Source organism: Candidatus Amoebophilus asiaticus 5a2, assembly GCF_000020565.1.
Taxonomy (GTDB): domain Bacteria; phylum Bacteroidota; class Bacteroidia; order Cytophagales; family Amoebophilaceae; genus Amoebophilus; species Amoebophilus asiaticus.
The window spans coordinates 1,558,726-1,579,078 of record NC_010830.1 but is presented as its reverse complement, the minus strand read 5'-3'; the positions used below and the strand labels follow the sequence as shown (position 1 = coordinate 1,579,078).

Here is a 20,353-nt window from a genome sequence, read left to right as displayed (position 1 = left end):
AGCTGGTGATGTATTCATTAGAACTGCTGCGAAAAAGGTTGACAAAGAAGATAAAAAGGGTTAAGATGTAATTCTTATTATATAAAAGGAATAAGTATGCATTTAACCTACACCAGGATAAGCAAACATCCCTATAACTTTAGAAGAATAACTGGCTTAAGTATAGAAACATTTGATAAATTAGTTTTAAAAGTAAGGCCTCTCTTTGAAGAGCTAGAATCGAGTAAGCTGCGCCATGGTAGGATGAGTCATTTACCTACCATGGAAGATAAATTGCTCTGTGTACTCATGTATTATCGCACTTATATTAGCCATGTGTTTTTAGGCTATTTGTTTAACTTACACAACGCTAACATATGCCGCTTGCTCGCGAAAAATGGAGCCATTACTAGCTAAGAAGATTAGCATTAAAAAAGATCGCAGCTTAACCTCAGAAAAGGTATTGCGCATATTAGCAGATGTGAGTGAACAGCCTACGCAAAGACCTAGTAAAAAGCAAAAGAAATCATATTCAGGCAAGAAAAAGAGACATACTATAAAAACAGAGATAGTGATGGGAGAAGATGGAAAAATACTCTCTGTATCCAAATCTCATAAAGGAAAAGTGCATGACTTTAAAATCCGTAAAGGAGAAAAACTCTTACCTAAGGAAAGCTTAAAGCTAGCAGATAGTGGTTATCAAGGCTGGCAAAAGCTACAGAGCAATGTCATGATACCCTATAAAAAGAGCCGTAAGCGGCCATTAACCAAGGAGCAGAAAGAACATAACAGAAAGCTATCCTCCATACGCATGAAGGTAGAGCATAAGATAAGAGAGATCAAGGTATTTAAGATTATGTCAGAAGTTTACCGTAACTTTCAGAAGAAATATAACCTGCGCTTTAATATTATAGCGGGTATGATAAACTTCAAGCATGCTTTTTAACAAATAGCATCGCTACTGGCAAGATTCTCTCTCTGTTTTATTAGAGCCGCTGCGAAACAGAAAATTAATAAAACTATTGGATTTTTGAGAGATAAATTTACTATCTACAAAAAATCAACCTGCCTTTTTTATACTTTAAATGCCTATTTTTATTTTTTGTGTTCTCTAAATTGTGAAAAATACTCCTCTGTTTTTTTATAACAGTTGTTTCGCAGCAGGTCTATTCAAATTCCTACTTTATTTTATCTCTTTCGCAGCAGCTCTATTAAAAAGAAATACTGCACTTTGCTTGCACTTTTTAATAGGTGTTGTCTGTTTAACAATTATTAAAGAAGTATTGCACTTGGTAAAAGTGTGGTTGATTGAGTTATTTAATTGTGGAGCTATCAACAGTTCAAATACAATATTATATAAGAGATACTTTTCCTGACCTAAAAGCTAAAATAATACTTAGAATGAGGAATGCTGTATGTGTACTTGTATAAGTTTATGTGTATAGTATATTTGAATACAACAAGTAGTGGTAAGTAAATATTATAATGTAGCCTCGACAGGAATCGAACCTGTATCAAAAGTTTAGGAAACTTCTATTCTATCCATTGAACTACGAGGCCAAATGGTGATTGCGAATTTAATCTATTGATGGTCACTTTTCAAATAATTGGGATATATAAGTAAGTGTTTATTTAATACCTGTTGGTATAACATGTCTTTAAGTATATCTATATTTTTCTGCTGTTTTGCAGAAATGAATATCGCTTGGTGGCCATATTGCTCTGCATATTTATTGCTGATAGCTTCCATGGTTATGGTGTGTTGCTGTCCATTGGCGCTATTTTCTTCTTCTAACTGGTCCATTTTATTAAATACAAGGATAGCGGGGATGTGTTCTGCTCCAATTTCATGTAAAGTTTGTTGTACGACCTGTATATGTTCCTCACAAGCAGGGTGAGATGCATCAACCACATGGAGTAATATATCAGCCTCTCGTATTTCATCCAAAGTAGATTTAAAGGACTCAATTAAAGTATGGGGTAGCTTACGGATAAATCCTACTGTATCAGTTAATAAAAAGGGTATATGATTAATAACAACTCTCCGAACAGTAGATGTTATGGTAGCAAAAAGCTTATCTTCTACATAAGCATCTGATTTAGACAGAAGATGCATGAGTGTAGATTTACCAACGTTAGTATATCCTACTAGTGCTACGCGGACTAAGTCTTGCCTTGTCTTTCGCTGGGTAATACTTTGCTTATTAATGCTTTCAAGCTTTTTACGTAATAGGCTAATCTTATCTTGAACAATCCTGCGGTCTGTTTCTAGCTCTTTTTCACCAGGCCCTCGCATACCAGAAAAACCACCTTTTTGTCTAGATAAGTGACTCCACATTTTAGTCAGGCGAGGTAGCAAATATTGGTACTGAGCAAGCTCTACTTGAATTTTAGCTTGTCTAGTTTTTGCACGCATGGCAAAAATAGCTAGTATAATAGAATTTCTATCTAGTATGGGCCGCTCTAATATTCTTTCTAAGTTACGTGTTTGAGAAGGTGTTAATTCTTCATCGAAGATTACTTTATCTACTTCTTCAGTTTGTATAAATGTTTTTATTTCTTCTAGTTTACCTTTGCCTATTAAGGTTCCTGTTTGGGGTCTGTCAAGGTTTTGTATAAAAGTCGACACCGGTTTGATATTGAGTGTATAACATAGTAAACTTAACTCAGCTAAATACTCTTTTGCTTTTTGTAGCGGCTGTTTAGGAGTAGCGAGCGACACTAATACGGCAGTTTCTTGTTTTGTGGCTGTTTCTATATAGGCTGTCATATACTATATAATATTTAGATTTAATAACTAAACTACTAGTTTAAAAAAGATAATACTAATCAATTGTGGAAAATAACTTTAAATCACTTCAAACTATCTATACCTATTATTTAAAACATCCGCAAGTTTCTTTTGATTCTAGGAAAGATGTAGCGAATACAATTTTCTTTGCTTTAAAAGGGGCATGTTGTGATGGTAATATTTTTGCTAGCCAAGCTTTAGCTAAGGGTGCAGCTTATGCAGTAATTGATAACCCACGTTATTATCAAGAAGATGAACGTTATCTTTTAGTTAATGATACGCTTGAGACATTACAGCAGCTTGCAAAACTTCATAGGAGCCAACTTAATATCCCTATTATAGCTATTACAGGTTCTAATGGAAAAACAACCACTAAAGAATTGATATATGCTGTACTAAGCCAGCGGTATAACTGTTATGCTACTTCTGGTAATTTCAATAATCATATAGGCGTACCTATTAGCTTATTATCAATAAAGAAGTCAACAGAAATGGCTGTTATAGAAATGGGTGCCAATCATATAGGAGAAATAGCTCAGCTTTGTGAGATTGTTCAACCTACCCATGGGCTAATCACCAATATCAGCCATGCACATTTGGAAGGGTTTGGTGGTATTAATGGTGTTATTAAAGGTAAAAGTGAGTTATATACTTATTTAAAGCAGCATGGTGGTGTTCCTTTTATTAATTCTGCAGATTCCGTACTTTTAAATGTGGCTAACGGATTTGTAAACCCTATTTACTATCCACAAAAAGGGGACTATTATTATTGTGAATTAAAAGAAGCTAATCCTTATCTGGTCTATACAAGCGAACAGAGTACAACAGTGACTACTCAACTAATAGGCAAGCATCATTTCCATAATGTGGCTGCTGCATTGTGCATAGGGAAGTATTTTGGCATAGAACCAAACATGGTTAATACAGCTATTCAAGCTTATAATCCTTCTAATAACCGTACACAGCTTATTAAAAAAGGGACTAATTCAATTCTACTAGATGCCTATAATGCAAATCCTGCTTCTGTACAAGCTGCACTTGAAAGTTTTTCTTTCCTGAAGTCTATGTATAAAGTACTTATTTTAGCAGATATGAATGAATTAGGCGAAGAAAGTTTAGCTTTTCATCAAGCAATCATAGAAAAAACTGCTCAGCAGGATTATGATGCAATTCTTTTACACGGGCCTGTTATGGAAAAAGCTTGCTTGTATAACCCTAAAGCAATTTATTTTAAACAAATATCTAATCTCCAAGAATATCTTAGCAACCATAAGTTTTCCAATACAGCTTTCTTGCTGAAGGGCTCTCGTAGCTATCATCTTGAAAGCCTATTGAATTTTATTTAAGATAATAGATGTTATAAGGATGTTAAATTTAAGCAAATTTGCTAAACTTGTGTTGTGTAATAAATAAGACTAGCGTTAAATGCATGAACAAGAAAAAATTTATCAATTAGCTTTGAGCCTTATTAAAGGTATAGGATTTAATACATGGAAGAGGATAATTGAAAAATTCAAAACAGCTCAGGCAATTTTCCAGGCATCAAAGACATCCCTCACAGGTAATCTGCCAGGTATTCCCTTATCTATTATACAAGCTATTTTAGCTAAGGATACGCTATCGATAGCAGAGAAATTAGTGGGTGCACATCAAAAGAATGGTATACAGGTTCTCTCCTTTTTTGATGAATCTTACCCCTTGCGCCTTAAACATATTGCTACTCCTTCCAGTTTTTTATTTTGCCAGGGTAATATGAATTTTAGTATGTCTAAGGTTATAAGTATTGTAGGCACTAGAAAGGCTACCCCTTATGGGAAAAGCTTTGTGGAAAAGTTTATAGCAGGTTTAAGGGAATATGAAGAGATTCTAGTTGTTAGTGGATTGGCATATGGTATTGATCTTCAAGCACATAAAATGTGTTTACGTTATGGATTATCTACAGTAGGTGTATTGGCAGGTGGGTTAGACAAGATTTATCCGACAGCCCATAAAAAGGTAGCTCTAGATATGTTAGCCGATGGTGGCTTGGTAAGTGAAATTCCTATTGGTAGCACATTAGAAACTTTCCAATTTCCCCAAAGAAACAGAATTATTGCAGGATTGGCAGATGCTACTGTTGTGGTAGAGGCAGACTATAAAAGTGGTGCTATTATTACAGCTAATTTTGCTAATGCTTATAACAGAGAGGTATTTGCTGTGCCAGGTAATATTGATGCTACTTATTCAGCTGGCTGTAACCATTTAATTAAAACTCAACAAGCGCATCTATTAACAAGTACTGATGATCTAGCTTATATAATGAATTGGCAAAAGTGCTCTCAACCAAATAATCTTATAAATTCACATAAAGAAAAATTGGTAGGCCTTAGTCAAGTAGAGCAAGAGATAGTACAAGTATTAAAATTGTTACAAAAAGAAGCTTATATTGATGAGATAAGTCAACAAATTCAATTATCTCCTAGCCAGGTTTCATCTATGCTTTTGCAACTAGAATTAAAAAATATTGTCGAATGTCTGCCAGGTAATAAGTTTAAGCTAGTGAAATTTTAACAGGACTCTCTTGTATTTGTTGGTATAATAATTTTAGCTTACAAGTTTATGCATGCTTTTGATTTATACTTTATGCCTTATAACAGTATCAAGTGCTTTGGTATTAAATAATCCTTTCGCATATTAATAAAAGCTTATTAATTCTTGATCATACTTTTCTTAATTTGGTTATAAAAGGGTTTACAAGGGTTAGTTTTGCTTAAGAAAAGTTAGGGTTGAGTAGCTGATTTTTTTAATGTGTATACACATTAAATTCCTTATATTCATAATACAGGCCTCTTCTTTATATCAAAGGCTATATCTGTGTATTTTCGACTTGAAGCGGTTATAATTTTTGTTAAGGCAACTTTTTTTAAGTCAATTTTAGACTTCAAACCCCATAAACAGCATAATAAGGCAGCGCTTGACTATCCTCGCAGCTATTAGAATATCATTTAAAAATTATTTCATAGATTTGGTTAATAGCAGATTTAACTATCTGGCTCATCCTTTTTTGTTTTACAACCTTTGTTAAGATTTCACTTATCATTATATCAGGGTAGTATATTCGAATTAGGATTTGGATAATAACCGTTACAAGTATGAAGGGTTTGAGTATCCTAGTAACTACCAGCGTATTATTTAAGAATTATTCCATAGATTTAACTTTGAAGCATTTACCTAATTTACTTGCTGAAAACCCAGCTTAATAAACCCATGTGTGGCTTCGTATGCGCTGATATACTCTTTAAGTGCATCATTCATCAGCTCTTTAACCAGCCTTCCTTCTAAACAGACTATTAGTTTAATCTTTTGTAATGTTTCTGTGTACGTGGAGGTGGTTGTGATGGTGTTCTGTGTTTGCTTACTTTACTTTTTTAAGGCAAGATTTTACCCTTTTAATTGAGTCATAGAGATAGTTTTTGATGGTACGCTGCATCTATAAAATAAACATTAAATTTGAAAAAATGAACTAATTTAAATAGAAAAGTATAACGCTTCTCCTTTTAACAGACGGCCTTAATATCTACCTCATGCAAGATACATAATTGCTAATACTTAAACATATATTATCAAAGAAAATTTAGAAGTTTAGAGTAAGGAAAGCTGGGATATGAAGTCTAGGGGAACGAAAACATACGCTAAAAATTGTAATCGTTAATTAGTGCCTTTTCTATATAAATTCTTATTTAAAAGGCATATTTCCAACTTCCATTATGATATGAGCTATACTTTGACTATTTAAAATGTAGAATTTGCCTTTCTGATGGTATTTATATTTGCAAATACACTAACTGCACCTTAATATAGGTTCCTCCTTAATCTTTAAAATATGAAAAACAATTATACCCTCACACAGCAACTGATAGCTCGTCTTCTACTTATAGGATTATGCTTACAAAGCTGTGGTGAAGGATTCGACAACCATCCACTTATTTCTACACAAGAAGAGCAAATAGACCAGGTACAGGTTACTGCTAAGCAGTTAGCAGATACAACCTTTATTCCAAAGGAAGATCATCAAATTGATTTAGATCAGGAAGCAAACGAGCTACAACCTGCTGCTAGCCAAGGAGACTCTAGTTTACTTAATAAATATCAAAAGGTAGGAGGACAAGGAAATAATATAGTTGTCATACAGGAGCAAGACAGAAAAGATAAACCAATTAAGCGTAATGAAAAGGTAGGTGTAGTACACTATAGTAATAACAAGCTAACGATAAGAGATAGTCGGCCAGCAACAAAGCAACCGTACACTAGCCCAGCAAACAAAACTACCCAAAGTATTGCAGGCCAGCAGCAGCTCGTCGTTAATAATAGCATGAAAGCATTACTAACCAACCAGGTGTGTATCACAAAAGAAGGCTACCAATTAAAATTTGAACAAAAAGGGGCAGGTACATTAGAGGCTATCGTAGAAAATAGATTTCCTACTGGCTTTACTAAGCAACGCTTACCTGTTGTAATAGATGGAGGATTAAGTTGCACTGAGGCAGCCGTTGGCAATATAGCTTGGCAGAAGCAGTTCATCCATGTTAGCGATCAATATGTGTATGTAGGCCAGAACGGTTTACTAGGAGGAGGAAAAGATAAGGGTCTAGTATCCGAAGAAGAACAAGAGGAAGCCAATGAGAAAGAGCCGCTTGGAACAGAAATAAACCTATCTAAAGAAGCCATCAAGAGCTTATGGCAGATTGGGCAAGAGGTAGGAGAAGAAAAATATCGTGATAGAGCCTTAGGGCTTTTAGCCTTGGAAGCGCTCAACAAAGGAGGCGTATATACAACGCGTTATTTAAAGAAATTGAATCAACTAGGTACAATCCCTATTATAGTAGGTAACCAATCAGCCTTACCAGCAGCATGGCAAGGTAAAACACCGGATGAATTACAAGCGGTCTTACACACCTTGTACCTACAAGCATTAGAAGGGAAAGAAAGGCATTTATCCACCCTTGCCAAAGCTGAGCAGGCAGCTGAGCAGCTAGCTATTTTGGAGCTTAAGTATCACTTTCAAAAACTTTTAGAACCTACTAGCCTAGAAAAAGAAGGGCTTGTTAAAGATATACAAAAAGGGATTGATAGATTAGGCATACTCCCTATGAGTGAGCTAATATCCTTACGAAAATCCTACCTCAGTTACTTAGTGCGAGAAGCCTTAACAATGGATTTAGCAACCAATACGGCCCATGTTAAAAAGTTTATAGAAAAGGTAGGAGAGTTAGCACAAAAAGGAAAGAGTAAGGCTAAGCATAGTCAGACAGAGCGAGAAGCTTTAAATGCTTTCTCGGGCAAGCTATACCGCCAGTTAGGGGGCCTCTCTAAAAAGCTAAGCCAGAACTCCCATGAAGCAGTAAAGAGTATAGAATGGCAGCGTAGTTATTATCTAAAAGCGACCAAGCTAAAAGATGCGGTTGCCTATTATCAGCTAGGGTTGCTATACGGAGATAGTAATAGTACATATTATGATATGCATGAAGCCAAAGAAGCCTTAGAGGAATCAGCCCGACTCGGGTATGTACTGGCTTTCTATGCCTTAAGCGAGCATTATGAAAAAGAAGGGGACACAGAATTAGCCCTGTATTGGCAAGAGCAAGCAGCCAAGAAAGGACATCCCCAGGCACTTTACAAGTTATCTCGAGCCTCTGAGCAAGAAGCTCGTTTAAACTACTTAGAACAAGCAGGTTTTTCAGGAGATAGCCAGGCCCAATATGCATTAGGTAACTATTACTGGGGTCAAGGGGATTATGCTACGGCTATTGAATGGTACAATAAAGCAGCCTACCAAGGTGTGCAAGCTTCCTATGCCTATTTAGGAATTGCGGCCCGTAAAGGGTTAGGTTGTCCTAAAGATATCCAAGCGGCTTTGGGTTATTATCTTCGGTCTGAGAAAGCAGGAGAAGATAATGCCATTGCCCGGTATGGAAGGGCTAGACTTTATGAAAAAGGAGAAGGCGTAAAGGCAGACCTAGGTACTGCATTAAGTCTCTATACCCAGGCTAGTGAACTAGGCCATGCAAAGGCCTCCTATCATGCAGGCAAGTTGCATTTAAGTGGGCAAGTAGAAGGATGCAATATTCAAGCCGGGTATGCGCTTTTAGAAAAAGCAGGTAAAGCAGGGATATACCAAGCATGCTTGCTTTTAGGTAAGCTGTATGAACATGGTTGGGGCAGGCTACCAGATCCAACAGCAGCCTTACATTGGTATAGCCAGGCCGCAATAAATTCATCCAAGGCTAAACGTATGAGCGACTTAGCTCAATTAGCATTGCTACATAAGCTAGATAATGATATTGGAATCGAAGAAGAAAAAAAATTATCGTTGCTAGACCAAGCTTCATTAGTAGAAAAAAATAAGTATATGCGACTTGAAGAAGCATATCAGGAAGCTCAGAAAGCTAAAGTTGCTGGAGAGGAAATGCTACAATTTTTAAGGGACCGGAATCGAAAATATAAACTTGATCTAGTAGAAAAGAGTAGAGCACTCGAACAACTCAAAGGTCATAACGAAGCAGAAAAAGGAAAGTTATACCAGCAATTACAAGAGAATGAGGAACAAGTTAAGAAATTAACAGAAAAACTTTGTTTGTATGAACAAGAGAATAGCTTAGCTAAAAAAAATGCTGCTCTTTTGCACCATCAACTAACCGATAAAGAGCAAGCCTACCAAGCTCTTAACAAACAAGAAGTAAATTTAAGAAGACAACTAGCAGAAAAAGAAGAAGCGTACAAGAAGCTAATGCAGGAGAAATATCTCCAACAAAAAACTAATAAAGAATTAGCCCAGTTATTAATCAATAAAGAGAAATATCTACTTCATGCGGCTGTTGAAAATGGTCAACTAGCAGTAGTCAAGATGTTCCTAAAAAAAGGAGCTAATATACAGGCTAAGGATGTAGAGGGTAAATCACCTTTGCATTTAGCTGCTCGTGCAGGCCACCTAGAAATAGCCAAGCTGTTACTAGAAAAAGGAGCTGATACAGAGGCTAGAAATAGCTATGGTAATTCGCCCTTGCACTCTGCTACTAAGAATGGTCAACTAGAAATAGCCAAGCTGTTACTAGAATCCGGAGCAGATATAGAGGCTAAGGGTGAATATGATATATCGCCCTTGGGTTATGCTGTTCATTATAATCACCCAGAAGTAGCCAAGCTATTAATAGAACACGGCGCATATTTCGATATTAAGGGTAAAAATCGTATTTTCAATGGTGTTAACATGCTGTTTTGGGTTGCTAGATGCGGTTATTTAGAAATAGCCAAGCTGTTACTAGAACACGGAGCAGATGTAAATGTTAAGGATGAACGTGGTAATTCTCTCTTAACGAGTTTGTGTGCTTCCCAAAAACCCCATATAGATACAGCTAAATTTTTAATAGAGAAAGGAGCTGATGTAAATGCTAAGGATGGATTGGGTAATACTCCTTTATATAAAGCTGTAGAGCAAGGCTACTTAGAATTAGCCAGACTATTAATAGACAAAGGAGCTGACCTGCTGGCTACAAATAACCAGGGCTTAACACCTCTGCAGGTAGTTACCCAAAAAAACCATACCGCATTAGTTGAATTATTAACCAAAAAGTAAAACTTATAAAACCATATAAAAAGATAGTCTAAGAGCTTGTCTAAAAAGGATATATATAAGGGCAATTAAGTTTTTGTAATATTATCTAACGCCCTAAAAAGAAAGACCTATGAACTATCCTAGTGATTTAACCGATAAGGTCAGTAATAGAGTCACTTGTCACCTACCCAGGGCCCTGTAAACCTCGTAAATATAGCATTAGAACTATTTTGGATGCCATTTTCTAACTGGAAAGAGCAGGTTGCCAATGGCGTATGGCCCATTTTCCACTCTGGAAGAGCGTATATGATTTATATTATCGCTGGCGTCTAAAAAGGATTTTTATAATCTCTGTATGCCCCTCTATAGCAGCGATATGTAGTGGAGTGTTACCATCTGCGGTCCTTGCACTTAAATCAGTACCTTTTTCTGTAAGCAGATTTAAAACTTCTACTTTGTTATACCAAGCAGCTAGTTGCAGAGAAGAATATCCATGCCGCTCTTGCTCATTCATATCAGCTTCGTACTTTAAAAGTATTTTAGCTATTTCCGTATGCCCTTCCATAACCGCTTCCTGCAAAGGAGTGATATGCCCTTCATCGTGAGCATTGACACTCGCTCCATGCGCTAGTAGGAATTCGACCATAGTCATGTCTGCTGTGCGACACACTCAATGCAAAGGTGTGCTCCAACCTTCTTCTAAAGCTAGATACCCCTCTTCATTCCAAAGTCTTCTTCTAGTATGTTATCGTCTTGCATGAGATATGCTTTAAGTTGAAGCAATAAGATATTGGATGAATTAGCAATATGCAAATATCAATATATTTACTTGGGTACTTGAGGCCGGTTTGTTTAGAAATACTGTTTAGAGTTCCTTTGAAATCACTTTAGGATTATAAATAAATATAGAGATGAGGAGATGCAAGAGTGTTTTTTTTAATTGGAATAGATAGGGATTTGCACTTTTAGAAATCTCCAACTCTACTGTGTCATGGCTATCACTATGCCTTATATGCAATGCAGAAGCTACTAAGGCTAATTAAAGAAAATTGCCTGATTCTTCTTCTATACTATACATACGAGAAACCAATTTTTTAGTAGCATCTTCAAATGCCCTGCTGGTCAAATTCGTCCCAACCTTTTTTACTGCTATTCGCCCCCCATTGAATCTCCTACCTGATATAAAGTAACCTGTCCTTGTAAATGAGCTTCCTATCTATTATTATGCTTCCTTTCTAATATTTAACAATATGCAAAGAAATTATAAAATCAGCCACACATTTATAGCCTCTATTTTAATTGTAAGCTTATTCTTACAAAGCTGTGGCGGGTCATCTAATTTGCCCCTTCAAGGAGAAGAGGATCCATCAGCAACTACAACAATAGAACAAGAAGAAGGACAAGGGAAAAGAAAAAGGGCAAGGATTGAAGGGCCAGAACAGGAACAAAGGTTGATTGAGCAAGGGCAAGAGATAAGTTACTTTGATATATTTTCCTCAGAAATACGGCAAGAGATTTTTTCTTATTTAAAGTTGGAAGATATTTTACCAGCAAGAGCAGTTAATAAAGATTGGAATGAGCTGATCACAGGCTATAGGCAAGCAGGTATAGTGGGGGTGGAGAATAAGCCTTCTCATATTAACGATACACGCGGTTGGGTAATAAAAAAGGAGATAAATTTTAGAAATAGTAAATTAAGGATATTAACTCCCAAAACAATTCCTTGTTTTGCTTTTTATCACTTAATGGGAAAAGTCGTAAATTTACCTAGGACCTTTTGGCCTTATTTGCAAGAGGCCAGGGTTCATACGGTTTATTTAAGTGGAAATAAAATAGGCGATCAAGGAGTAGAAGGATTTGTTAAGAATTTACAAGGAACACAAGTGCATACGGTTGATTTAAGCGTGAATGAAATAGGCGATCAAGGAGTAGAAGGATTGGCTAAGCATTTACAGGGAACAAGGGTCCATACGGTTAATTTAAGCGGGAATTACATAGGCGATCAAGGGGCAGAAGGATTTGCTAAGCATTTACAGGGAACAAGGGTGCATACGGTTGATTTAAGCGAGAATGAAATAGGGGCTCAAGGAGCCGTAGGATTGGCTAAGTATTTACAAGGCACAAACGTTCATACGGTTGATTTAAGTGCGAATCAAATAGGCGCTCAAGGAGCAGAATCATTCGCAAGGCTCTTACAGGGAACAAGGGTGCATACGGTTGATTTAAGCAGGAATGAAATAGGGGCTCAAGGAGCCGTAGGATTGGCTAAGTATTTACAAGGCACAAACGTTCATACGGTTGATTTAAGCAACAATGAAATAGGCGACCAAGGCGCAGAAGGATTTTCCAAGCATTTACAAGGAACTCGCGTGCATACGGTTGATTTAAGCTATAATGAAATAGGCGATCAAGGCGCAGAAGCATTGGCTAAGCATTTACAAGGAACTCGCGTGCATACGGTTAATTTAAGGTCGAATAATATAGGGCCTGATGTACAAAGGCTACTCGTGGAACAATATCCGCATATTAAGTGGGTGTTTTAGTGATGTAAGGGATTAATTTATCAAGTAACTACTGTATTGAAAGTTTAAGTCAGAATTAGGAATAGAGCGCAGGTTAAATAAATTGGTAATGCTTTTTTGCATGTAAATAAGGATATCTATACCTATCATCTCAAATCCTTAGCATTTGTTGAATAAAAATTATTATGCTTCCTTATTAAATAAAAATATGAAAAAACATTGTTCTTTGCCTTTGCTACAGGTGGCATGCTTTGTGCTCATTAGTCTACTCTTACAAAATTGTGGAGGTTCTCACAATTTACCTATCCAAGGAGAAGAGGAACCCTCAACAAGTACAACAATAGAAAAAGAAGAAGGACAAGAGCAAGGGAGAAGGAAAAGTGCAAAAATTGAAATAGGAGAGGAACAGGAACAAAGGTTGATTGAGCAAGTGCAAGAAACAAGTTCTTTTGATATATTCCCCTCAGAAATATGTCAATACATTTTTTCTTATTTAAAGTTCGAAGATATACTACCAGCAAGAGCAGTTAATAGTGATTGGAGTGAACTCATTACAGGCTTTAGGCAAGCAGGTATAGTAGGTGTTGAGAATAAGCCTTCTCATATTATTGATACACGCGGTTGGAACAAAAAAAAGGAAATAAACTTTCATTGTGATAAGTTAAGGGTAATAAAACCCGAGACGATTCCTAGTTTCGCTTTTTATTGCTTAATGGGAAGCGTTAGGAATTTGCCACAAACCTTTTGGCCTCATTTACAAGGTACCAATGTGCATACAATCCTTTTAAATCAAAATCAACTTGGGCCTATAGATACAGTGAAATTTATTAAACATTTACAAAGAACGAGTATACATACAATTGATTTAAACAATAATCGTATAGGAACTAAAGGCGCTATAGAGCTCGCTAAAAACTTACAAGGTACAAACGTGGAAATTGTTTATTTAAAAGGCAACCAAATAGAAGATGCAGGAGTGATGGAGTTTGCCCGTAACTTACAAAGCACAAATGTACATACGGTTTATTTAAGAGGGAATAAAATAACAAGTAGGACAACAAAGTTATTGAAAGAACAATATCCTCATATTAAGTGGTAATAGTATAGGAAATGTAGGATCGATAAAACTAGCTAAGTCTTTGTCACAGTTACAAATCCAAGGTACATACGATTAATTTAAGCTATAACCAAATAGTCGATGCTACGCAGCAATTATTAAAGGAGCAATATCCGCATGGATATTTTACTTAAATAACCTAAGTTGCTAGATAAGAAAAGCTTTGTTGATTTGAAAAGCTAGCAAGAACAAGAGTATTTTGATCAGAAAGCCTTGGAAGGTAACAGCATGAATCTTCCTTAAGAAAAGGCCTTTAATGCCACTAATGCTGGTCTCTATCACTTTTCGCATGCGCTCTTTGAGATAAGCCAGAGAAGGTGTATCCTTTCGATGAGCATTAGATTTACGCTGAGAATAAAGCTTAATCCTATCATCAGCCAACATATCTTCTAGATGGTAGTTAGTATAAGCCGAGTCAGCATAAAGTGCACTACCAGCAGGCATAGAAAAGGGCAGTTGGTGCAATCCTTTTACATCCGCTTGGCTGCCAGCTACTATTGAGAATTCGACCGGAATACCACAATCAGTAGTAATAAGCTGCACTTTAATGCCATAAAAGTAACGGCGCATAGAGGCTTTGTAGCCTCTGTAAGCTTCACTTTGTAATAGTTTACATCTGCTAATACGTATGTTATCGCACACAGGCACAGGAAATGAATCTAATACAAAGTCCTTACAAGTGGCTACTTGCTTGATTAAAGTGCCTATTCCTAAAAAGAGTGAAGTTATCTCTTCTCCTATAGCATGCAAGCGGCGATTGTACCTACTTTTATCGAGCATGTTAGGGATAAGCTTAGTGGAATGCATAAACGATCGAGCTTTGTCAAGATGTCCGCCAAAGTATAAGGCTGAGATGATAGCTGTTGTGAGTACTTCTGCATCCGACAACTTCCTTTTTTTATCTTCTTGATGATGTAAATACTTGAGTAAAGTATCAATAAATGAGTATATTGCTATTGATTTTTCAATCATAATGACCTCCGATTTATTGGTTTAAGACAAAAACAAGATCGGAGGTTTTTTACTCTTTGCCTTATCTATTACTAGCAACTTAGGTTAAGTAATACTTTATCGAGTAACTACTGTATCTGTATGTAAGTGTTAAATCAGAATTAGGAATATAGCATAGGTTAAAGAAATTAGTAATGCTTTTTTGTATGTCAGTATGGATAGCTATACCTATCCTCTCAAATCCTTAGCATTCACTTTCATTTTTATAGACTGCATATATCAAGCCCTAGTTATACTAGTATGAGGCTATTCAAGAGTTTTTAATGAGTAGGTTGGATATATTCCTGTGGCCTGATTCAACAGCCGACTTAAGGGGTATCCAACCATAATCTGTTTTGATATTACTTGTAGCGCCTTGCCTAAGCTATTCACTTCCTGTTGAACCATCTAATTGCCCTCAAATACAATTTAAATGCAATTTAAATTGTAGAAATACTATCCTATTGTTGTAAATGAGTTTCCTATACATTATTATGCTTACCTTCTAACTTAAAACTTTATGAACTTTAATTCATTCCAGCAACTGATAGCACGTCTTCTACTTATAAGCTTATTCTTACAAAGCTGTGGTGGAGGATTCGACAATAACCCACTTATTCCTACCGGGGAAGAGCAAGTAGCATCTATACAAACTACTACACAAGCAATCCTTCCTCGAGCAGATATCCAGCCTTTGACAGGTCAAGTATTGACAGCAGAAGGTGGCCATGCTGTTACTTTCTATAAGGAAGCAGGTGAGTTAAAAGCTAATGTAGCAATGGACGTACCTGAAGGATTTAGTAAAACCTATGAGGGAGTGGAAGTATTATTAGAGCAGGGAGCAGAGTTATCGGACCTACCTCGATTAAGTGAGCAAGCACAACAACGACGTATTTATCTTCAACCAGCACAAGGCAACCAGCCAGCTAAAGTAGTTATCTATAAAGGAGTAGGATTGATGGGAGGAGGGAGTAGTGAAGACGAAGGAGAGGAAGAAGGAACATATCAACTGGTGGTGGAGAGCGGAGAAAAGGAAGCCGAAGAAATTGAGCAAGAAAAAGAAAAGCTACAAATAATTAGACATACTAAAAGGGGAGTTGCTGAAGCACACTATCATTATAATTTATGGAGAGAGGATTTTTTAAAGCTACAACCTTTAACTTCTGTAAGAATACAGCCTGAGAAAGTTCCAATGCAGGAATTAATGAAGCTTTTTGAAATTAAAGAAGGAGAGTTTTTAGAGAAACAAGTGAAGGAAGTTTTGGAAGATGCAGATGGTATCATTCCAGAACCAGAACCAGAACCATTTAATAAAAGACATAAAATATATGGACAGTTCATTATTTGTGAGCAGACCCTACCAGCAGATGACGGGGGATACCCAGGTAATCTTCCAGATTTTAAAAAACGAACGAGGGTTGGATTTAATGGTGATGGGTTACTTTATCAAAACAATAGTATTTTAGATTCCTCTGAACAAGCACTGTGGGCTTTAAATCCAAAAGGTAAGATGTGCATCTTTTTTAGAGATAGACATCCTGATATTCCCAGTCAAGTACATCACACTTTCTTTTTCAAAACAAGTGGTATTGGCAAACCTGTTGCATGTAGTGGTATTATTAGAGTTTGCAAAGGTAAAATTGTGAGTATTGATAATGATAGTGGTAGGTATCAGCCAAGCGTTACTCAGTTGCTGTTAGCAGCAAAATATCTATTTAATAAAGGTATTTTAGATCCTACTATAAGCGTCAATGATGTAGTAAGAGATAAAAGTTTTACATTAAAAGAAATGCTAATTTTTGCACATTCTCTTGACCTAACCTAATTGTAATTCATGCTAGGTTGTGTGAAAGCTTCTACCTTTTACTAGTGCAAGTGCCTTGGCCTTTATCTTTGATTATAGGTGTTTAGTCCCTTAGTAAAGGTATTAATATTTTGGTGAAAAAGCTGAGGTTTTTTTTGCCATTGTTGCTCTAAAAATTGCCAAGGAGTTTTGCCCTTGAGTGCCTTAAGTCTACGAGCAAAATTATAAGCTAACAAGAAGTCATTTAAGTGCCGCTCTAACTGCTGATGGCTACTATAATAATAGCTTTGCACAGTAGCCTCTTTGATTGTTCTGTTCATGCGCTCTACCTGGCCATTGGTCCATGGATGGGCCACTTGCGTTCTTCTGTGAACGATGCCTTCTTGCTCACAAATGCGGTCAAACATATGCTCGAGCCCTAATTCTCCTTCTTTCCTGTTTGTAAACTGTACACCATTATCAGTAAGTATTTTATCTATCTTATAAGGAACAAAAGCTATCAGGTCTTGAAGAAAGCCTACGGCTGCTGACATGGAAGCAAATGCATATAAGCGGGCATAACAAAACTTACTAGTCCTATCTATTGCCACAAACAAATACAGTTTACCCTGGGCGGTCTGCACTTGTGCTATATCTATATGGAAGTAGCCGATAGGATAAGCTTTAAACTGCTTCTTAGCTGCTTTGTTGTTAAGCTTCACTTTCTCTAGCTTAGGGCAGCCGTGTCACTGAAAGCAGCGATGCAAAGTAGAACGCGATAAGTGAGGTATAGTTTCTTGTAGAGTGTATAGCGAGTCTCCAAGGGTAACCCTGTAAGCTTTCTAAAAGCAATAACAACCTTCTCTTCTTGCTCAGTTAACACCTTAGAACGCTTTACTTTAGGCCCCATAGGTACATCTTGGCAAGAAGTCCTATTTTTCCATTTAGCTATTGTCTTACGATTAACTCCAAAACGCCTAGCAAGGGAAGCTATACTCTGTTTTGATAACTGTATTTCTCTACGAGTTTTCTCTGTTGTTCTGGCGCATTTATGTAGTAATTGTCCCATAGTTTTTGTGTTTGGTTTTTATCACTAATAATATCCTTGCTAATATAACCATAATTGTTGGGGACCAAACATTTTTTTATCCCACGTTGTAATACCAACTATACTTTAGGTACCCAAAGTATAGAATTTACCCTGCTGATGGTATTTATATTTGCAAATACACTAGCTGTGCCTTAATATAGGGTTTCCATTAATCTTTAAAATATGAAAATCAATTATAGCGTCGCACAGCAATTCATAGCACGTCTTATACTTATAGGTTTATGCTTACAAAGCTGTGGTGGAGGATTCGACAATAATCCACTTATTCCTACCGGGGAAGAGCAAGTAGCGTCTATACAAACTACTACACAAGCAATCCTTCCTCGAGCAGACATCCAGCCTATGGTAGATAAACAATTGACAGCACAAGGGGGGCATGTAGTTAATTTTTATATGGAAGCAGGTGATTTGCGAGCTAATGTAGTAATGAACGTACCTGAAGGATTTAGTAAAACCTATGAGGGAGTGGAAGTATTATTAGAGCAGGGAGCAGAGTTATCGGACCTACCTCGATTAGGCCAGCAAGCACAACAACGACGTATTCATCTTCAACCAGCACATGTAGGAAAGCCAGCTAAAATAGTTATTTACAAAGGAGCAGGGTTAATGGGGGGTGGCAACCCAGATTCTGATGAACAGAAAGAAGGAAGCGAAGAAGAGGAAGAAGAGGCCCAATCAGATGTACAAATTCAAGTAAGTAACACACAACAACTAACCAGTGTTGCCTCCTTACATGCAGCTACTGAAGAGGGAGATATAAAGAGAATTAGGGGCTTAATACAAGCAGGCATAGATGTAAATACTAAAAACAATAATAATTGGACACCTTTACATATAGCTGCTCAGCGGGGCCATCTAGAAGCAGCCAACAACTTATTAGCGGCAGGTGCAAATATCAATACTACGGACAATAATGGATTAACACCGCTATACTTGGCTGCTTTACTAGGTCATTTAGAGCTGGTAAAGCTGCTTATAGAACACAGAGCAGATGTAAATATTGCTAATACAAAGGGTTGCACTCCTTTGTATATGGCAGCTATGAAAGGAAATTTAGAAGTAGTTAAAACTTTAGCCTTCTCAGGAGGGGCCAATATAAATATACAGAACAATGAGGGTTTTACTCCTTCTTATATAGCTGTACAAAGAGGGCACTTAGAAGTAGTTAAGTATTTAGTAGGTGCAGGCACTGATGTGAATATTCGCGATAATAACGCTCTTACTCCGTTATACATCTCTGTTTTAAAAGGGCATATAGACATTGCCAAACAATTAGTGGCATTAGGCGCTGATGTACAGGATCCTTTATATGGAGCTGTCAAGAAAGGAAACTTAGAAGTAGTTAAGCAATTAATCCAACTAGGGGCCTATATTAATGCTAAAGATGATAATGGTTATACGTCTTTGCATGTGGCTGTTAAAAAAGGCCATGTGGAAGTAGTTAAGTTATTACTAGAAAACGGAGGGAATTTACACTGTAAAGATAGTGCCGGCTCTTCATTACTTCATATAGCTGTTAGGAAAGATCATATAGAATTGGTAAAGTTTTTATTAGTGCAAGGAGTTTCTCCAAAATTTTAAGGATAATGATGGACATTCTCCACTGCATGAGGCTGTTTCAGAAGGGCATATAAATATAATTCAACTATTGATCAATCTAGGAGCAGATGTTGATGCTAGCAATAATAATGGTTATACTCCTTTGTGTTATGCTGTTCAAGATGGATACTTAGAAATAGTAAAGCTATTACTAGAAAGAGGGGCAAAACTAAATGTTGTGACTGATAAGGGGAATTCTCCACTGCATTTAGCCGCTCTTCAAGGTCACTTAGAAGTAGCAAGATTGTTAATTAAACAGGGACTAGACATAGAACTTAAGAACACAACTAATTATACTCCGCTGCATATAGCTGCTGGTAAAGGACATATAGAAGTAGTCAAGTTATTAATAGAGAAGGGAGCAAAACTAAATGTTAGAACTAGTAATGGTAATACACCTTTACATCTGGCTGCTTACCAGGGTCGCTTAGACGTAGCAAAGTTATTAATACAAAAAAAGTTATGATAAATGTTAAAAATAAACAAGGTCATACTCCTTTTCAGTTTGCTACTTTAAAAAATTATATACAACTAGCTAGCTTGCTGGCTGAAAAGATGAGTCAAAGCAAGTCCAATTCATAAAAATAACTTGCGGCGGTACTATTTTACTTTACAGATATTAGTGAAATCAATAATTATAAATGTAAAACTTCAAATAAAAAGTATTTGTGGTTACATCATTTTAAGTTAAGTATTAGTGTTTTTAATTATAAATCAACAAGTGTGCTTTTTATATAGATAAACAACTATCAGCTGTTACCGTATACATTACATTAATACTTAAAATTTTACTATTGATAGCCTTTCACAGCTACAATACTCCTTTACTGGTTGGGTTTTTCTAATCTTACAATTGCAAATACGCTAACT

The 20,353-nt window shown here is 36.5% G+C and carries 10 protein-coding genes, 1 tRNA gene and 4 pseudogenes; 10 read left to right on the top strand and 5 right to left on the bottom strand.

Translation table 11 applies throughout. From position 1 onward, the window contains the following. Nucleotides 1-96 precede the first annotated feature (96 nt). Nucleotides 97-925 (top strand): annotated as a pseudogene (locus tag AASI_RS06310) (transposase family protein). Nucleotides 926-1,467: 542 nt separating this feature from the next. On the opposite strand, the gene AASI_RS06305 reads toward AASI_RS06310, so the two are convergent. Together AASI_RS06305 and hflX are read right to left on the bottom strand one after the other, a co-directional pair. Continuing rightward, nucleotides 1,468-1,539, bottom strand: a tRNA-Arg gene (locus AASI_RS06305). A gap of 22 nt (nt 1,540-1,561) precedes the next feature. Continuing rightward, nucleotides 1,562-2,749: a GTPase HflX gene (hflX, locus tag AASI_RS06300; protein WP_012473312.1), complete on the bottom strand. Its 1,188-nt coding sequence runs from the start codon at nt 2,747-2,749 to the stop codon at nt 1,562-1,564. Nucleotides 2,750-2,814: 65 nt separating this feature from the next. Between hflX and AASI_RS06295 the strand changes: the two genes are divergently transcribed. From AASI_RS06295 to AASI_RS08700, 4 genes and pseudogenes are all read left to right on the top strand, one after another. Continuing rightward, nucleotides 2,815-4,116 (top strand): UDP-N-acetylmuramoyl-tripeptide--D-alanyl-D-alanine ligase, encoded by a 1,302-nt coding sequence (locus tag AASI_RS06295; RefSeq protein ID WP_012473311.1) that lies wholly within the window; start codon nt 2,815-2,817, stop codon nt 4,114-4,116. A 79-nt stretch (nt 4,117-4,195) separates the two neighbouring features. Then, nucleotides 4,196-5,320: a DNA-processing protein DprA gene (gene dprA / locus AASI_RS06290; protein WP_012473310.1), complete on the top strand. Its 1,125-nt coding sequence runs from the start codon at nt 4,196-4,198 to the stop codon at nt 5,318-5,320. Between the two features lie 1,312 nt (nt 5,321-6,632). Then, a complete protein-coding gene (locus AASI_RS06285; protein WP_012473309.1) occupies nt 6,633-10,382 on the top strand; it encodes an ankyrin repeat domain-containing protein in 3,750 nt (1,249 codons plus the stop codon). A 109-nt stretch (nt 10,383-10,491) separates the two neighbouring features. Continuing rightward, a pseudogene (locus AASI_RS08700) lies at nt 10,492-10,690 on the top strand (transposase); the annotation flags it as partial. On the opposite strand, the gene AASI_RS06280 reads toward AASI_RS08700, so the two are convergent. Next, nucleotides 10,678-11,007 (bottom strand): ankyrin repeat domain-containing protein, encoded by a 330-nt coding sequence (locus tag AASI_RS06280; protein ID WP_012473308.1) that lies wholly within the window; start codon nt 11,005-11,007, stop codon nt 10,678-10,680. The pseudogene AASI_RS08700 and the gene AASI_RS06280 sit on opposite strands and share 13 nt — an antisense overlap. A gap of 604 nt (nt 11,008-11,611) precedes the next feature. Between AASI_RS06280 and AASI_RS06275 the strand changes: the two genes are divergently transcribed. Next, nucleotides 11,612-12,904, top strand: coding sequence for an F-box-like domain-containing protein (locus tag AASI_RS06275; protein ID WP_012473307.1), 1,293 nt, complete (start codon nt 11,612-11,614; stop codon nt 12,902-12,904). A 187-nt stretch (nt 12,905-13,091) separates the two neighbouring features. Further along, entirely contained in the window at nt 13,092-13,982 is an 891-nt protein-coding gene (locus AASI_RS06270; RefSeq protein WP_148204978.1) for an F-box-like domain-containing protein, read from the top strand. A 165-nt stretch (nt 13,983-14,147) separates the two neighbouring features. On the opposite strand, the gene AASI_RS06265 is transcribed toward AASI_RS06270, so the two are convergent. Beyond that, nucleotides 14,148-14,972, bottom strand: a complete 825-nt coding sequence (locus tag AASI_RS06265; protein WP_012473305.1) for an IS982-like element ISCaa5 family transposase — start codon at nt 14,970-14,972, stop codon at nt 14,148-14,150. A gap of 538 nt (nt 14,973-15,510) precedes the next feature. On the opposite strand from AASI_RS06265, the gene AASI_RS08875 reads away from it, so the two are divergent. Beyond that, the gene (locus tag AASI_RS08875) at nt 15,511-16,815 is read left to right on the top strand and encodes a hypothetical protein (RefSeq protein ID WP_012473304.1); all 1,305 of its coding nucleotides are present in this window, start codon (nt 15,511-15,513) and stop codon (nt 16,813-16,815) included. Nucleotides 16,816-16,877: 62 nt separating this feature from the next. On the opposite strand, the pseudogene AASI_RS06255 reads toward AASI_RS08875, so the two are convergent. Next, nucleotides 16,878-17,842 (bottom strand): annotated as a pseudogene (locus tag AASI_RS06255) (IS481 family transposase). 204 nt (nt 17,843-18,046) lie between these two features. Between AASI_RS06255 and AASI_RS06250 the strand changes: the two are divergent. Continuing rightward, on the top strand, nt 18,047-19,465 hold the full coding sequence (locus AASI_RS06250; RefSeq protein ID WP_012473303.1) for an ankyrin repeat domain-containing protein: 1,419 nt from the start codon (nt 18,047-18,049) through the stop codon (nt 19,463-19,465). Between the two features lie 19 nt (nt 19,466-19,484). Then, a pseudogene (locus AASI_RS06245) lies at nt 19,485-19,949 on the top strand (ankyrin repeat domain-containing protein); the annotation flags it as partial. Nucleotides 19,950-20,353: the final 404 nt, after the last annotated feature.

Bases quoted from the DNA above. Each gene is read 5' to 3' on its own strand.
- hflX (WP_012473312.1), bottom strand. From the start codon at position 2,749: ATGACAGCCTATATAGAAACAGCCACAAAACAAGAAACTGCCGTATTA.
- dprA (WP_012473310.1), top strand. From the start codon at position 4,196: ATGCATGAACAAGAAAAAATTTATCAATTAGCTTTGAGCCTTATTAAA.
- AASI_RS06285 (WP_012473309.1), top strand. From the start codon at position 6,633: ATGAAAAACAATTATACCCTCACACAGCAACTGATAGCTCGTCTTCTA.
- AASI_RS06280 (WP_012473308.1), bottom strand. From the start codon at position 11,007: ATGGTCGAATTCCTACTAGCGCATGGAGCGAGTGTCAATGCTCACGAT.
- AASI_RS06275 (WP_012473307.1), top strand. From the start codon at position 11,612: ATGCAAAGAAATTATAAAATCAGCCACACATTTATAGCCTCTATTTTA.
- AASI_RS06270 (WP_148204978.1), top strand. From the start codon at position 13,092: ATGAAAAAACATTGTTCTTTGCCTTTGCTACAGGTGGCATGCTTTGTG.
- AASI_RS06265 (WP_012473305.1), bottom strand. From the start codon at position 14,972: ATGATTGAAAAATCAATAGCAATATACTCATTTATTGATACTTTACTC.
- AASI_RS08875 (WP_012473304.1), top strand. From the start codon at position 15,511: ATGAACTTTAATTCATTCCAGCAACTGATAGCACGTCTTCTACTTATA.
- AASI_RS06250 (WP_012473303.1), top strand. From the start codon at position 18,047: ATGAAAATCAATTATAGCGTCGCACAGCAATTCATAGCACGTCTTATA.